Raw genomic sequence first — 14,607 nt, 5'->3', positions numbered from 1 at the left:
ATGAGCTCCATATAGTAGCAGGAAGAAACTACCAATCACATAAAATAATTGCTGGATAAAGGCTACTCATACCACTGATAAGTCGATTAAAAATCTTCTACTTCCTAAAAGTAAGGCCTCAATATCTGAGGCCTTGGTGATTACTCTAAATTAAACCGACACTCTTTAGAGATGCTCTTCGGCGTATTCCGCTAAGCGTGAACGCACCACGCCATTGAGATACACGTTGGCGCTGCCTTCAAAGTCTTTAAAACGTTCAACAATGTAGGTTAAACCTGAGGTCACTGCGGTTAAGTAGTTAGAGTCAATTTGCGCTAAGTTACCGCAACAAATCAGCTTTGTGCCCTCGCCCATACGGGTAATCATGGTTTTGATCTGCGAGGCGGTGAGGTTTTGACATTCATCCAGTAGCACGATGGAGTTTTGGATTGAACGCCCGCGCATAAAGTTGATCGACTTAAACTGAATGTTAGCCTTCTCCATGATGTAGTTCATGCTGCCAGTGGGATTCACATCATTCTTATGCAGCACTTCGAGCGTGTCGGTAATCGCGGCCAGCCACGGCATCATCTTCTCCTCTTCGGTGCCGGGCAAGAAGCCGATAGATTCGGCGATTTCTGGGGTGTTACGGGTGACGATCACTTTGTCGTAGCGATTACGCTCGACCACCAGTTCCAACGCCGCCGCCATGGCGAGCAAGGTTTTACCGCAACCCGCTGGGCCGGTTAAGATAACCAGATCGATATCGGGATCGAGCAGCGCCTGCAATGCCATGCCTTGATAGACGTTTTTAGGTTTAACACCCCATGCCTCGAGGTTTTTCACCCGCTCACGGCCTAAATCTAAAATATGTAAATGGGTGTCTGTGCGCTCGATAACACGACCGCAAAAATCAGACTCTGTGTCGATAAGATATTGGTTGATATAAAAATTATCATTTTCGAGGTCTTTGAGCGGCACTTCATGCACTGTGTGTCTACCGTGGCGCTCGGTGGAGACCTTGTTCAAGTGCTCCCAAAAATTACCTTCGAACTGGTAAAAGCCTTTACTGAGGAAGCGGATATCATCGATCAACTGGTCAGTTCGATAATCCTCAACCAATTGAATACCTGCACCTTTGGCTTTAAGGCGCATATTGATATCTTTGGTGACTAAGACAACGGTACGGGGATGATGTAGGTTTTGTAGATGTAGCGCGGTATTGATAATGCGATTGTCGTTTCCATCTCCTGGCAGTGCGCCTAAGGTAAAATCAACAAGGTGGTCGGGGAAGATTGAGAGCGAACCGACGGCATCGGCATGACCCTCTCGGCTGGGTAAAGGGACGCCATTGATAATCTGCTCAGGGGTAATTTCACCGCCTAGGGTATCTTCCAATGCCCTGATAGCAACCCGAGCATCACGACTCACATCACTCTTTCGATCTTTAATCTGGTCCAACTCTTCTAGCACTGTCATCGGAATGACCACATCGTGCTCTTTAAACGAATAGATCGCCAAAGGTTCATGTAGTAACACATTGGTATCCAGTACAAACAACTTTCTGTCGTCTTGTTCCATGGCGCCTCCAGAGTGCTTCATTAAAGTTTAAACACACTTTTGAGTCTCAATAAAAGTTACACGGCTCCTATTACTGGCTAAGCATATGGCAAAGAATGATCATAAGGTTCAAGTTGATAGCACTTTACTCGCACTTAAACCTTAAGTTGATATTGGCACCAAACTCACAAGATAACAATACAGCAACCATTGTTTACCTTACAGACTCGAAGCAGTGTATAACCGCGGATGTGACATTAGCGTGACAGTTTAATGTACTGCCACGACAATTTTGTCGCTTGTACAATTTGTAATCTAGCACTCTGGGAATTAGGCTCTAACGGGTGAGAGGGCGATTTAAATATCACGAGTATTGGTATAACATACGCGCCCTTTGTTAGAGTCCGCCTAGAAATGAGAATTTAAGATGCCGTTCGCCTTAGGTCAACGTTGGATAAGTGATACCGAGTCAGAGCTTGGTTTAGGAACTGTGGTTCAAGTAGAAGGCCGTATGGTCACTGTTTTATTCCCTGCCACGGGTGAGAACCGCATGTTCTCCCGAGCAGAAGCCCCTCTGACACGCGTTATATACAATCCCGGCGATTCGGTTGAAAGCCATGAAGGCTGGAGCCTTGCGGTCAGCGAGTTGACCGAGAAAGACGGGATAGTGATCTATCACGGCATTCACAGTGAGACAGGCGAGCAAGTTACCCTGCGTGAAACCCTGCTGAACCACAATATTCGTTTCAATAAACCCCAAGACCGTTTATTCGCCGGCCAAATCGATCGCCTCGACCGTTTTGGTGTGCGTTATCAGTGCCAAATGTTGCGCCACAAACTGGCCTCGTCGGATTTACTTGGCCTGCAAGGCCCACGCGTTGGACTTATTCCGCATCAAATGTGGATTGCCCATGAAGTCGGCCGTCGCTATGCGCCGCGTGTACTGTTAGCCGATGAAGTGGGTTTAGGTAAAACCATTGAAGCGGGTCTGATTATTCACCAACAACTGCTGACCGGCCGCGCCGAACGCATTCTGATTATCGTGCCCGATACTCTGCGCCATCAGTGGTTAGTGGAAATGCTGCGCCGCTTTAACCTGCGCTTTTCGGTATTTGATGAAGATCGTTGTGTAGAAGCCTATGCCGATCACGACAATCCATTCTACACAGAGCAGTTAGTGATTTGCTCACTCGAATTACTGCGTAAGAAAAAACGCCTCGATCAAGCCCTAGATGCCGATTGGGATCTGTTAGTGGTTGACGAAGCGCACCACTTAGAATGGACCGAAGAAGCGCCAAGCCGCGCCTATCAAGTGGTTGAAGCATTAAGCGAAGTGATCCCAGGCGTGTTACTGTTAACCGCAACGCCGGATCAACTTGGTCATGAGAGTCACTTCGCCCGTTTACGTCTGCTCGATCCAGATCGTTTCTACGATTACGATGCCTTCCTAGCTGAAGAAGACAGCTATAAAGACGTCGCCATTGCCGCCGAAGCCTTAGCTGGCAACGCTAAATTATCCGATGCCGCCATCAACAGCTTGACCGAATTACTGGGCGAAAAAGACATCAGCCCAAGTATTCGTTTAATCCAAGCCGACGGTATTGATGCCGAAGTACAACAAGCTGCCCGCAGCGAATTACTGCAAGAATTACTCGACCGTCACGGTACTGGCCGCGTGTTATACCGAAACAGCCGCGCCTCGGTAAAAGGCTTCCCTAAGCGTTTCTTTAACGCTTACCCACACGCCATGCCAGATCAATATCAAACAGCAGCACGCGTCAGCGGCATGATGGGCGGACATAAGTCATTAGAGGCGAAAGCGGCGCAAGCCCTGAGCCCTGAAAAGCTGTATCAAGAATTTGAAGATAACAGCGCCAGTTGGTGGAAGTTCGATCCCCGTGTGGATTGGTTAATTGAGTTCTTAAAATCACACCGCAGCAAAAAAGTGCTGATCATCGCCAGCCAAGCGGAAACCGCTCTGAGCTTAGAAGAAGCCCTACGCACTCGCGAAGGGATTCAAGCGACGGTATTCCACGAAGGCATGTCGATTATCGAGCGCGATAAAGCCGGCGCTTACTTTGCCCAAGAGGAAGGCGGCGCACAGGCGTTGATCTGTTCTGAAATTGGTTCTGAAGGCCGTAACTTCCAGTTTGCCAGTCACTTAGTATTGTTCGATCTGCCGCTAAACCCAGATTTATTGGAACAGCGCATCGGTCGTTTAGATCGTATCGGCCAGAAAAATGATATCCAAATTCACTTGCCGTACCTTGAAGACACCGCTCAAGAACGTTTGATGCAGTGGTATCACCAAGGGCTAAATGCCTTCGAACTCACTTGTCCGAGTGGCCACGTGCTTTACAGTGAATTTGCCGAAGATCTGTTAAACGTGCTTGTGGTTGATGACAGCGACGAGCTGACAAACCTGCTCAATCACACCCAGAGCCGTTATAAAGAACTCAAGCACGCCATGGAGCAAGGCCGCGACAAGCTGCTGGAAATCAACTCACACGGGGGCGAGAAGGCAATGGCTATCGTCCAGCGCCTCGCACAGAATGATGGTGATACCCATTTGATCGGTTCAGTGATCCGTCTGTGGGATATTATCGGTGTCGATCAAGAAGATAAGGGTGAAAACTCGATCATTCTGCGTCCAAGCGAACACATGATGTTCCCAACCTACCCTGGCTTGCCAGAAGATGGCGTGACTGTGACCTTCGACCGTGACACAGCGTTATCACGCGATGATATTGCGCTGATCACCCAAGAGCATCCGCTGGTGCAAACGGGGCTAGATCTGATCACAGGTTCAGAAACTGGCACCACCAGCGTTGCCATTCTGAAGAATAAAGCCCTGCCAGCAGGCACCTTATTCTTAGAACTCATCTACATGGCCGATGCTTCTGCACCTAAGTCGAGCCAGTTGTATCGTTATTTACCACCAACACCCATTCGCGTGTTGCTGGATAAAAATGGTAACGATCTGTCGGCTAAAGTGGATTACGCCAGTTTCGATAAGCAATTGAGCGCGGTGAATCGCCACATTGGCGGCAAGTTAGTCACCGCATCTCAGCCAATTCTGCATCCGTTATTTGCTAAGGGTGAGGAATATGCTCAAGTGGTTGTCGATGAAATGGTCGCCCAAGCCAGAGATAAAATGACTCAGCAACTGAGCGCAGAGCTGAGTCGTTTAGAGTCACTTAAGGCGGTAAACCCCAATATCCGTGAGGAAGAATTGGAGTACCTGCGCAATCAGATGCAAGAGTTAAACACTTATCTGGATGCCAGCCAGTTACAACTCGATGCGATCCGTATGGTGCTCGTCAGCCACGTATAGGCCCGAGCTAAACCACAGGTTTCCATCAATTAGCCCAGCCAAAGCGCTGGGCTTTTTTATGCCCTGTGGCTTTCGATTCAAAGTGGTTTGCTATAATAAGCGGCTTTCGATGTTCAGCAGCGTCTTCCCAATTAACGTGATTATCCCAAATGATGAGGCGCCACTCTTTGGCGAGGAAAGTTCACTTTTTGGTAATTGTTCAGGTTATACTCAAGCACTGATGAATTTATGAGACTACACAGGTGGTTATCAATTCTATGGCACGCATTATTTCGCTTCTCTTTTGCCTCCTACTTGGTTTCATAGCCATCTCTACCCGCGCGGCAGACCCAGCAACAGCTACGCCAACGCCAGCCGAAGTCAGTGCTAAAAAATTAAATAACCGCTATTTACCTGAGAATGAAGTCAAACAAATCACCATAGACAATCAGCCCTACGATTTGTTAGTACGGCCATGGGAAGGGAAAAAGAAACTCGGTGCGGCAATCATTCTGCCCGCCACCAACGGCACGGCAGATGCGCCGGGATTGATGGCGTTTGTGCGCCGTAATATTAATCCTGCCGGTTGGGCCAGCTTAAGTTTAACTCCGCCAACTGAGCTGCCTGCGGCCAATTTTGCCACAGCCGCCACCGAAGTCACCTCACCCGGCGCCGCGCAGTTAAGCTCACCGTCAAATAAACCTAGCCCTAAAATCAAGCCCGAAGATAACAGCAAACATCTGCAAGAGCAGGAAGACTTTCTGGTCCAAAGCATGTCGCAATTAGATGCGGTCGGCGCAGATTATGCGGGCAAACGCATTTTGATCACCGCCGACCAAAGCGCAGGATTATTGATAAGCCTATTGAGCCAAAAGAAGATTGCCGATCCCGATGTGCTGATCGTCATCAATCCCTATCGCGAGGATGAAAAGCTCAACCAAGCACTCGCGGAGCAATTAGCGAAACTCACGCTGCCGATTTTAGATATCCAATCGCCGGACGGTCATCCCGCCTCATTAGAAACGGCCGCGAATCGTAAGATTTTAGCCGTGACCTTAAAAAGTCCTAACTACCGCCAAACCAGCTTAGCGCTCAATTTAGATAACGAGAGCGCATGGCAGAATTGCTTAAATGCGATTAAAGGCTTTGCCGCCCGCATGAGCGGCGCGCAGTAAACGCCACGATTCCAACTAATTCGAGCCAAATAGCACTACCAACCCGACTGGCGATCTTGATAAGGTTTTTGTGGATCTTTGAGCTGGCGCGTCGCCGCTATCTTGCAATTTTTGCCTAACAACAAGCGAATCTGACTAATCGACTCACGGCAAAGTAGACTCCGCACCGAAGCCGTCCAACTACGGTTAATACTGAGTTTGATGGCCGCAGCCGCATCCGGCGAGGTTTGCATCAGTTGCTGCGCTAATTGTTGCGCCGCTTCCATCGGCGTCTCGCTCACTTGGGTCACGAGTCCTAAGGCCAGCGCTTCATGACTCTCAAGCACTTTTGCCGTCAGGCTCAGCAGCATAGCTTGATCCTTAGGCATGATTTGCCTTAACGCGACCAACCCCGCCATATCAGGCACGAGTCCCCATTTCGCCTCCATGATCGATAACTTACAGTCATGGCTAGCGATGCGCACATCTGCGCCCAAGGCGATTTGCATACCGCCGCCGTAGCAACAGCCCTCAAGCACGGCAATCACAGGTACAGGCAAGCTTTGCCAACCTAATGACACCCGCTGTGCCAAGTTAGCATTCCCAGGTAAGCCCTTAAACAGTAACTTAACCGCCTGCATGGGTGCCGACATCACGCTTTTGACATCGAGCCCTGAGCTAAAATGGCCACCCGCCCCCGAGAGGATCACGGCTCGTACCCCACGATTAGATTTGATCTTTTTAATCGCACGGTCGAGATCACTAAACATCAAATAGTTAATCGCATTCATTTTTTCAGGACGATTAAGCAACACATAGGCGATGCCATCATCGATTTTGACTTGTACACTTTGGCCACTCATGAAATATTCCGTTACTGGTCAGTCCAGAATAAATGTTAACACGTTTGGAATAATTCACTAAAAGATATAACATAAGCCTGTTTTTTGACTTGAGTCAAAATATTGCCAATTCAAACATGGACTGAAGGCAACTTATGTTAGGCTGTCGCCAATACGTGCGGTAATCCTAATGTATCTTTCGATGAGATAGACTTATCGAACTCGGCAATGAAGTTACCTCGCCGCCAACATCGACGCTTATATAACACTGTACTTGCCGCTAAGGATAACGCCGCAAACAGATGGACTCAGTCGTCCTTTTTATTCGTTACATCCTTGTTATTTGCTAAAAAATAGCCAGCTCGATTTAAAATTTTGCATCATGTGATTCAATAATGAGCCAAATTTTAATGTCAGCGAAAAAATAAATTAATCAATAATATCTATAAGTTACATCTAGAAGATATAAATCAGACTTGCCCGAAGAATGCAATTCGTCAGTCGAACCTGAAAAATAAGTGTTATCTTCAATTAATGGGCAAATAAGGATCACTAGTCAGCATGTCAATATCTGTACTCATCTGTGACGATTCCGCCATGGCACGTAAGCAAATGGCCCGCACGCTCCCAAAAGAGTGGGATGTGGAAATTACTTATGCGACCAATGGGGCCGAAGGCCTTGATGCTATCCGAGCCGGAAAAGGCGAAGTGGTGTTTCTCGATCTCAACATGCCAGTGATGGACGGTTATGAAGTACTGCAAACTGTGCAGCAACAGGACTTACCCGCGCTGATCATTGTGGTCTCTGGCGACATTCAAATCAAAGCTCACGAGCGAGTCAAAGCCTTAGGCGCATTAGATTTTATTCAAAAACCCGTTAGCGCCGATGCCATCAGCAACATTTTGCAAGATTACGGCATCCTAACCCTGACGCAGAAAGATATCGCCGACGAAGTCCCGATGATCAAAGTCGACATGCGTGACGCTTGCCAAGAAATAGCCAACGTCGCCATGGGCCGCGCCGCCGATCTGTTAGCAAAGTTACTCGATGTATTCGTGTTACTGCCCATCCCCAATGTGAACGTGCTTGAGGTGAGTGAGTTGACCATGGCACTCAAAGCCACGGAAGAAAGCTCGACCGTATCGGCACTTTGCCAAGGTTTTATTGGGGCGGGGATTGCGGGTGAAGCCCTGCTCTTGTTCCATGATTCCAGCTTTAAGGACATGGCCAAGCTGATGGGATTAGCCAATCCTGAAGATAAAAATACTGAGATAGAAGTCCTGATCGATACCGGAAACGTGCTGATCGGCGCCTTCCTTAACGGCATTTCTGAACAGCTCGACATGAAATTTAGTCAGGCTCACCCTGTCGTGCTAGGACGGCACTGCACGGTTAACGATCTGATCCATGATAATTCAGAGAAATGGCAGCGAACTTTGGCTATGGAGATCAACTATCGGATTGAAGATCATAATATTCAATGCGATTTGTTACTGCTTTTCACCGAGGATTCTATCCCCACACTTAGCTATAAACTCGGCTATTTACTCGATTAACCAGTTGGATTTTATCCTATGTCAAATGACCAAAGCGCAATGAACGAACTACACTGGCTCATCGATATGGTGCAAACCATAGAGGTGGGATTAGTGGTATTAGATCGCCATTACAATATCCAGCTGTGGAACGGTTTTATGGAGAATCACAGCGGTGTTTCCCCTAATTCGATCAAAGGTCAAAACCTGTTTACCCGCTTCCCCGATCTGCCCGCCACTTGGTTAAAACAGAAAATGGAATCGGTTTTTATGCTTAAAAACCGTGCATTTATTAGCTGGGAACAAAGGCCGTACGTTTTCCAATTTAAAAACTACCGCCCGATCACGGGCCGTGCTGACTACATGTACCAAAACGTGACCTTGTTGCCACTAGCATCGCTCACAGGACAAGTGACCCATATCAGCGTGATTATTTATGACGTGACTGATATCGCCATCAACAAGTTACAACTGAAAGCCGCCAACGAGCAACTCGAGCGCCTAAGCCAAACCGATGGCCTGACTCAGCTGCATAACCGTCGCCATTGGCAAGAATGTTTAGACCATGAGTACGACATATATGCCCGCTACTCAGGCATGGCAAGTTTAGTGATGATAGATATCGATAACTTTAAACATATCAACGACAGCTATGGTCATGTGGCGGGTGATAAAGTGATCCAGCATATCGCCCACTTACTCAGCCAATCCCTGCGTGAGACCGATTGCGCCGGACGTTATGGCGGCGAAGAATTTGCAGTCGTATTGCCCAAAACCAGCGGCGCCGATGCCATGTATTTCACCGAGCGACTCAGGGAAAAAATCGCCGCATCCGTCATTCTGTATGAAAGCCTGAAGATCTCTGTGACTGTGAGTTTAGGTGTGTGCGAAATTGGTTCCCACATCACCAGCAGCTCAAGCTGGATTTCTTGCTCCGATAAAGCGCTATACGAAGCAAAGCAAAAAGGCCGTAATTGCAGCGTTTTGCATACCAGTACCAGTGTGAACAAAACGACCCAAGACTAACATATCCACCCAATAAAAATGCCCATCATAGATGGGCATTTTTATTTAAAACGGGAACAAATTAGATATTCACGTGCGAATTAATGAGGGAAACCATCATCTTCTTCGTCGTCTTCATCTTCTTCGTCATCCATTTCATCACCGACGAAATAGGTGCCCCAACCGTCATATTCCACTTTCTGTTTTACCGCTAATTGCAGCAGTTGTTCTGCGGCTTTATCCAGTAATTCAACTTCTAGTTTGTGGTGCGCGACAGCATCGAAACAGAAAATAATTGAACCATCTTCCAGTTCCATTTCTTCAGCGTCGTTTACCTCAAAACCTAATTTAAAGGCATCTACTGCGGCTTTTTCGAGACGATCGAAATTGGTCGATGAAAAGTGATGCTCAATAATATATTCCGCATCAGGCTCTGAGCCATCGTCAAGCAGGGCTTGCACTATGTCACGATTCTCTGCAAGTTGGGCTTTTAACTGACTTTCAATAGACATGGATTTGTCTCCGTTAAGGTAAATCTGGCTCAAATTGGCATTATACGTCATCACTCGCGAGAGTTTTACCCATAAGTGCTGCCGCCTCTTGATTTATCTCAGCAAATCTCGCCGACATGCTGGCATGAATTTGCGCAGAGAAGTTTTTCACATCGGCTTTATCTAAGCCTGCTGTCGGCACAGGTGCCATCATATCGATAATGACTACACCGTTATTCCAGCGATTGAGCTTAATGTGGCTTTGGCACGAGGCCAATACCGGCACAACAGGCACTCCCGCCGCAATCGCCGTATGGAAAGCGCCCGCTTTAAAAGGTAACAAACCGCGACCACGTGAACGTGTCCCTTCAGGGAAAATCCACACAGACAAATTCTTCTGCTTAATTTTTTCCACGGTTTTCGCCATAGTATCAAAGGCACTATGACGGTTTTTGCGGTCGATCAGAATATTTCCTGACAACCAATAAATTTGACCGAATAATGGCATCCACGCCAAACTCTTTTTGCCCAAACTCACAGTGCCTTTAGGTACCGCCGTCGTGTGAGTGAAAAGATCGAAGTTATTCTGATGATTTGCGAGGAAAATATAGGGGCCATCCTGCACATCTTTATGTCGACGTACAATCACTTTGATCCCAAGGATCGGAGCGACCGATGAGAAGATCTTGGCGAACATATGTACATTGTCGCGGTGCCGAGGTCTTAATAAACACACTAAGCCACCAAAAATAAAGGCAAGCAACAATGACACCGCCAACAGCATTGATCTGACGATTAAAAGCACGATTTACTCCGACTGTAAAAGTGGCGTCAGTATAGCTACCATGGCTTTGGGACTCAATATATTGTTTACATCTGTAAGCTGACTTGCTAACAAGCAAGCAAAAAAGCCCATCGATATACTGAAAATCCAGTGTATCTATGGGCTTTTATATCAATATTTATCTAAGCGTGGTGCTTTGGCAGGATTTCAGACTCAGTTGCCTGAGGCGCAACTTTAGCTAACACTAAACGGATAACGAAGGCGCTCACGGCCAAAGTCGCGACAATTGCCGCACCGCTGGGCAGATCTAAGGTTGCCGACAGGACTAATCCTAGAACATAACCCAACAAACCGACGAGGTAAGCGTAAAACAACCGACCTTTGCCGCAATACTTGTTCAGCGCGAGAGCGGGCAATATCAAGGTACTGAACACCAGATAAACGCCTACTAATTCCACCGACAAGGTAATGACCAGCGCAAATAGCAGATAGAACCCTGCACCATCCAATATCTGGGGACGCAGGAATATCGCTAATAACACCAGCGAATATACTACTGCTGGCAAAATCAGTTGTGACCAACTCACCCACAGGATCTGACCTGACATCAATTGCTTTAACAGCTCGGCGCCGTGTGGGTCGTTCGCCAGCAGCAACATAGCCGCTACCGCAGACAACACATAAAAGCAGCCGATCATTGCCTCCAACTCACCCGCCATCCGCTTAGATAACCAAGCGATAAACCCTGCGCCCGCGAGGGCAAACAGCGCTGGCATCCACACATTAGCAAACGGCATGTCTTCTAATCTGTGGTCCATGTGAGCGACAATCGCGCCTAAGGCGGCAACTTGCGCTATCGCTAAATCGATAAAAATGATGCCACGCTTAAGCACTTGTCTTCCAAGTACAATATGCGTCGACAACACTAAGATCCCCGCTGCCAATGCAGGCAACAGAATCGACATCAGTTCAAGATCAAACATAGGTTTATTTCACTCCATTTAAGAGGGAAATCACGCTGTCATAAAGGCTAAATAAATCTTGGCTCTTATCATTGCCACCCACAGACATAGGCAACATCACCACGGGCAAGTTCGCTTTTTCACCCAGCCATTTTGCACCGCGCTCGTCCTGATAAGAGGCCACGACCACCGCCAGAATATCCCCTTGTTCGGCGCGCGTCAGCAGACTCGCTAAGTGGCCGCTAGTCGGAGCTAAACCCGGTTTAGGCTCTAAATCCGCCACTTGCTCGATACCAATCCAGTTGAATAAGTATCTGAAGCTTGAGTGGTAAGCGATCACTTTTTTACCTTGTAATCCCTTAGCTTGCTCTTCCCAACGCGGGACTGCGGCTTGCCAGCGAGTGGTAAAATCTGCCAGTGACTTTTGATAATCGGCCGCGCCAGCAGGATCTAACTGAGTCAGCTTAGCACTCAGTGCCGTGGCGACTTTTAACAGACGCGTCGGGTCGAAATGAATATGTGGATTGCCTTGGGCATGCACATCACCCATGCTGCGATCGACACTGGCCAGCTTATCTAAGGTCTCGATTTGATCGGCGGCGAAAAATAAGCCTTGATCGGTCGAGCGCACATTCGCGTTTGCCGACTTCATTTGCAGCATAGGCAACCAACCCACTTCAAGATCGGCACCAGCGCAGACCACAAGATCCGCCTGACGCATTTTGGCGATCAAACTCGGACGCGCCTGCACTTGATGCGGGTCCTGCAATGCTGTTGTTGCCGAATAGATGCTCGCCGTAGGAGCCAGCTCCTTCGCTAATGCTGCATATTCAGGTTCACAGGCAAACACGTTCAGTTCGGCGTGAGCCAAACCGGCATAAGTGATAGATAAGGCCACTGCGGCCAATTTAGCTAAATTAGAATTGATGCGCACCGTGAGCCCCCAGAGACATAATGTATTGAATAGTGAAGATATTATCGTCTTCAATTCCGTCGAAGTTAGTACCCTTTTGATTGGTATACTGGAAACGAACCGACGAGAAATGGCTAGAGTGCCAAGCCAAACTCACCTCAGATTCTTTCAACTTCTGCCCATGGAAATGATCGCCATGGAGCTCTTGGGTATCAGCTTCACCATAACGCACCCCCGCTGACCAGCTCGGCGTGAATTGGTACACACTGCTCAGATACCAACCTTGGTGGTAATCTTGGCTCGGTGCATCCTCAGGATGTAAATCGATAGGTGTAAAATCGCTCACGCGATAGTACTCACCGCTCACAGTGAGATTTTGATATTTGTAGTTACCGTTAGGCGCCCACTTATAAACAAAATCAGCACCATAGGTATTTTTACCTGTGTAAGATGCGGCATGGCTATGACCTTCGTGCTCATCACCATGGGCATGCTCATCTTCATGTTCCCCTTCTTCATGGGCAGTCACTTGGCCATTTTCGTTGCGCAAGTAACTCAACCCCGCTTGCCATGAGCTGTTATCGCCTATGTCGCCACCAATTTTTGAGTACAAGGTATAAACGCCGACCTTCTTAAACTCACGCTCACCATGCTCATCGGCAGCACGTAAACTATCGCCTTTAAAGGCTTCAACGCCCATGGTCCAATACAAGTCCGTCGGCGCTACGTAGTTAAAACGTATACCGTCATCAAAATAATGTCCCCCTAAGAATGCACGGTAAACCACAGGACGGTCGGTGAAGGAATCAGTATGTAAATGTTGGTTATTGAGGTAACCAATGTCCGATAAGAAACGGCCACCACGGATAGAAAAGCCCGCTGGCATCGCCATGGTTTGAATGAAGGCTTCTTCAAGATTCAGCTCAGTGTCACCGTCATGCATCTCAACCACAGCTGTGACTTTACCGTAAAACATATCATCGATATTGGCGCTCAGGGCCAGCTCGGTCTCACCTAAACCAAAGCCATCCGGGCTCTCGGCTAGTGGACGCTCACCCGTTTGATAGTAACCATTTAATACGGCGCTGATCGCTGGGTTAATGAGGCTCGAATCTTCAGCCAATAGGCTAGGCGAAACAAACGCACACGCCAAAGCCACCAAAGAAATTCGGGTATTTAAAACAGTCATGATATCTCCAAAATACAACTAGCACTCGACGACTAATATAAAGTCATCAAGAAATACAATAAGTTAAAATGTTTGAGTTGATTTAGAGAGTGGCAGGAGGTGCACGACTGCGATAAACACTAACGTGTTCAGAAATGGAGGGGGGTAAAATAAATTCGACCACATCGAAATGCTGTACGCCTAAATTGAACGTCAGCGGTTGGGTCAATAGAATCTTGTTAAGCTGGTGCTGATGGAAGCACAGGGTACAGTGGGTCTTAGCCCCATCGTCAAGATGGGTCACACTATGGGCTGAGGCGGCAAAAGACAGCAATATCAAGATGGCCGAAAGCCATATCGAAATCGTGCGTCTAATGTGACGTTTAAGTCTCACTCAGTCGTCCCCATAGTTAAAAAGTTGCATAAGTCTATGTCAGGGCCATAGCAAGTTGCAATAAGGTAATTACTTTGCAAAAGGTTACAAGATATTTGAGCAGGGTAATCTTAGCAGCAACTTGCCTCGTACATAACGGCGAAACCTTACGGGAGTGCTGGTAAAAGAGTACATTTAAGATTAGCTTAAGTGAGTGTAACTATAGTGTATTTAGTTTTTATGTCAGCGAGCACAACGGCGAAATTGAGCTCGATATGGCGTCCGTTTTTAACCACCAAAAGGCAATTCTCATGCTAGCATTTTTTCGTGAAAACTTAGGGCTTATCTTAGGGATAGTGATTTTCAGCGTGGTGATATTTGGTGGAATTTATTACGTTGAGCATTCCTTAGCGGCCCAAGAACAAGTCGTTCAGTAAACCTGGAGTCACACTCTGTGGCGGTAATTCGCCTGGGTAAACTCCTTTTTCGCTATACCTTGAGCGCCCACTATAGGCGCTCGAATCATT

13 protein-coding genes are annotated in these 14,607 nt (G+C 47.6%); 5 read left to right on the top strand and 8 right to left on the bottom strand.

Going from position 1 to position 14,607, the window contains the following annotated elements; translation table 11 throughout:
- Window positions 1–165 precede the first annotated feature (165 nt).
- Window positions 166–1,560, bottom strand: coding sequence for a PhoH family protein (locus Q4Q54_RS13210; RefSeq protein ID WP_311988673.1), 1,395 nt, complete (start codon window positions 1,558–1,560; stop codon window positions 166–168).
- Window positions 1,561–1,966: 406 nt separating this feature from the next.
- On the opposite strand from Q4Q54_RS13210, the gene rapA reads away from it, so the two are divergent.
- Window positions 1,967–4,873, top strand: coding sequence for an RNA polymerase-associated protein RapA (gene rapA / locus Q4Q54_RS13205; RefSeq protein WP_311988672.1), 2,907 nt, complete (start codon window positions 1,967–1,969; stop codon window positions 4,871–4,873).
- Window positions 4,874–5,130: 257 nt separating this feature from the next.
- Complete coding sequence (locus tag Q4Q54_RS13200; RefSeq protein ID WP_311988671.1) at window positions 5,131–6,027, top strand: DUF3530 family protein; 897 nt, start codon at window positions 5,131–5,133, stop codon at window positions 6,025–6,027.
- Between the two features lie 35 nt (window positions 6,028–6,062).
- Here Q4Q54_RS13200 and Q4Q54_RS13195 read toward each other — a convergent pair whose 3' ends face one another.
- Window positions 6,063–6,869, bottom strand: a complete 807-nt coding sequence (locus Q4Q54_RS13195) for a crotonase/enoyl-CoA hydratase family protein (RefSeq protein ID WP_311988670.1) — start codon at window positions 6,867–6,869, stop codon at window positions 6,063–6,065.
- 540 nt (window positions 6,870–7,409) lie between these two features.
- On the opposite strand from Q4Q54_RS13195, the gene Q4Q54_RS13190 reads away from it, so the two are divergent.
- Both Q4Q54_RS13190 and Q4Q54_RS13185 read left to right on the top strand, forming a co-directional pair.
- Window positions 7,410–8,405, top strand: coding sequence for a response regulator (locus Q4Q54_RS13190; protein WP_006080020.1), 996 nt, complete (start codon window positions 7,410–7,412; stop codon window positions 8,403–8,405).
- 18 nt (window positions 8,406–8,423) lie between these two features.
- Window positions 8,424–9,410 carry a sensor domain-containing diguanylate cyclase gene (locus Q4Q54_RS13185; protein WP_006080017.1) on the top strand — a complete coding sequence of 329 codons (987 nt, stop codon included), beginning with the start codon at window positions 8,424–8,426 and terminating at the stop codon, window positions 9,408–9,410.
- An 80-nt stretch (window positions 9,411–9,490) separates the two neighbouring features.
- Here the strand turns inward: Q4Q54_RS13185 and rraB are convergent, their stop codons facing one another.
- The 6 genes from rraB to Q4Q54_RS13155 all read right to left on the bottom strand — a co-directional run bounded on the left by rraB (window position 9,491) and on the right by Q4Q54_RS13155 (window position 14,101).
- Window positions 9,491–9,901: a ribonuclease E inhibitor RraB gene (gene rraB / locus Q4Q54_RS13180; RefSeq protein ID WP_107403569.1), complete on the bottom strand. Its 411-nt coding sequence runs from the start codon at window positions 9,899–9,901 to the stop codon at window positions 9,491–9,493.
- A gap of 40 nt (window positions 9,902–9,941) precedes the next feature.
- The gene (locus tag Q4Q54_RS13175; RefSeq protein ID WP_012090274.1) at window positions 9,942–10,685 is read right to left on the bottom strand and encodes a 1-acylglycerol-3-phosphate O-acyltransferase; all 744 of its coding nucleotides are present in this window, start codon (window positions 10,683–10,685) and stop codon (window positions 9,942–9,944) included.
- A gap of 161 nt (window positions 10,686–10,846) precedes the next feature.
- Entirely contained in the window at window positions 10,847–11,647 is an 801-nt protein-coding gene (locus tag Q4Q54_RS13170) for a metal ABC transporter permease (RefSeq protein ID WP_311988669.1), read from the bottom strand.
- A gap of 4 nt (window positions 11,648–11,651) precedes the next feature.
- Entirely contained in the window at window positions 11,652–12,560 is a 909-nt protein-coding gene (locus Q4Q54_RS13165) for a metal ABC transporter solute-binding protein, Zn/Mn family (protein ID WP_012588635.1), read from the bottom strand.
- The gene (locus tag Q4Q54_RS13160; protein WP_311988668.1) at window positions 12,544–13,728 is read right to left on the bottom strand and encodes a hypothetical protein; all 1,185 of its coding nucleotides are present in this window, start codon (window positions 13,726–13,728) and stop codon (window positions 12,544–12,546) included. The genes Q4Q54_RS13165 and Q4Q54_RS13160 overlap by 17 nt, the downstream gene beginning before the upstream one ends.
- 82 nt (window positions 13,729–13,810) lie before the next feature.
- On the bottom strand, window positions 13,811–14,101 hold the full coding sequence (locus Q4Q54_RS13155; RefSeq protein WP_006080010.1) for a hypothetical protein: 291 nt from the start codon (window positions 14,099–14,101) through the stop codon (window positions 13,811–13,813).
- A gap of 290 nt (window positions 14,102–14,391) precedes the next feature.
- On the opposite strand from Q4Q54_RS13155, the gene Q4Q54_RS13150 reads away from it, so the two are divergent.
- A complete protein-coding gene (locus Q4Q54_RS13150; protein ID WP_086010635.1) occupies window positions 14,392–14,517 on the top strand; it encodes a hypothetical protein in 126 nt (41 codons plus the stop codon).
- Window positions 14,518–14,607 lie beyond the last annotated feature (90 nt).

The organism is Shewanella sp. SP2S2-4, assembly GCF_031932025.1.
Classification (GTDB): Bacteria; Pseudomonadota; Gammaproteobacteria; order Enterobacterales; family Shewanellaceae; genus Shewanella; species Shewanella baltica.
The sequence above is the reverse complement of the archived record's forward strand: the minus strand, read 5'-3'. Positions and strand labels throughout refer to the sequence as shown.

Coding starts and splice junctions, on each gene's coding strand:
- Q4Q54_RS13200 (WP_311988671.1), top strand. CDS start 5,131: ATGGCACGCATTATTTCGCTTCTCTTTTGCCTCCTACTTGGTTTCATA.
- Q4Q54_RS13195 (WP_311988670.1), bottom strand. CDS start 6,869: ATGAGTGGCCAAAGTGTACAAGTCAAAATCGATGATGGCATCGCCTAT.
- rraB (WP_107403569.1), bottom strand. CDS start 9,901: ATGTCTATTGAAAGTCAGTTAAAAGCCCAACTTGCAGAGAATCGTGAC.
- Q4Q54_RS13170 (WP_311988669.1), bottom strand. CDS start 11,647: ATGTTTGATCTTGAACTGATGTCGATTCTGTTGCCTGCATTGGCAGCG.
- Q4Q54_RS13190 (WP_006080020.1), top strand. CDS start 7,410: ATGTCAATATCTGTACTCATCTGTGACGATTCCGCCATGGCACGTAAG.
- Q4Q54_RS13185 (WP_006080017.1), top strand. CDS start 8,424: ATGTCAAATGACCAAAGCGCAATGAACGAACTACACTGGCTCATCGAT.
- rapA (WP_311988672.1), top strand. CDS start 1,967: ATGCCGTTCGCCTTAGGTCAACGTTGGATAAGTGATACCGAGTCAGAG.
- Q4Q54_RS13210 (WP_311988673.1), bottom strand. CDS start 1,560: ATGGAACAAGACGACAGAAAGTTGTTTGTACTGGATACCAATGTGTTA.
- Q4Q54_RS13150 (WP_086010635.1), top strand. CDS start 14,392: ATGCTAGCATTTTTTCGTGAAAACTTAGGGCTTATCTTAGGGATAGTG.
- Q4Q54_RS13160 (WP_311988668.1), bottom strand. CDS start 13,728: ATGACTGTTTTAAATACCCGAATTTCTTTGGTGGCTTTGGCGTGTGCG.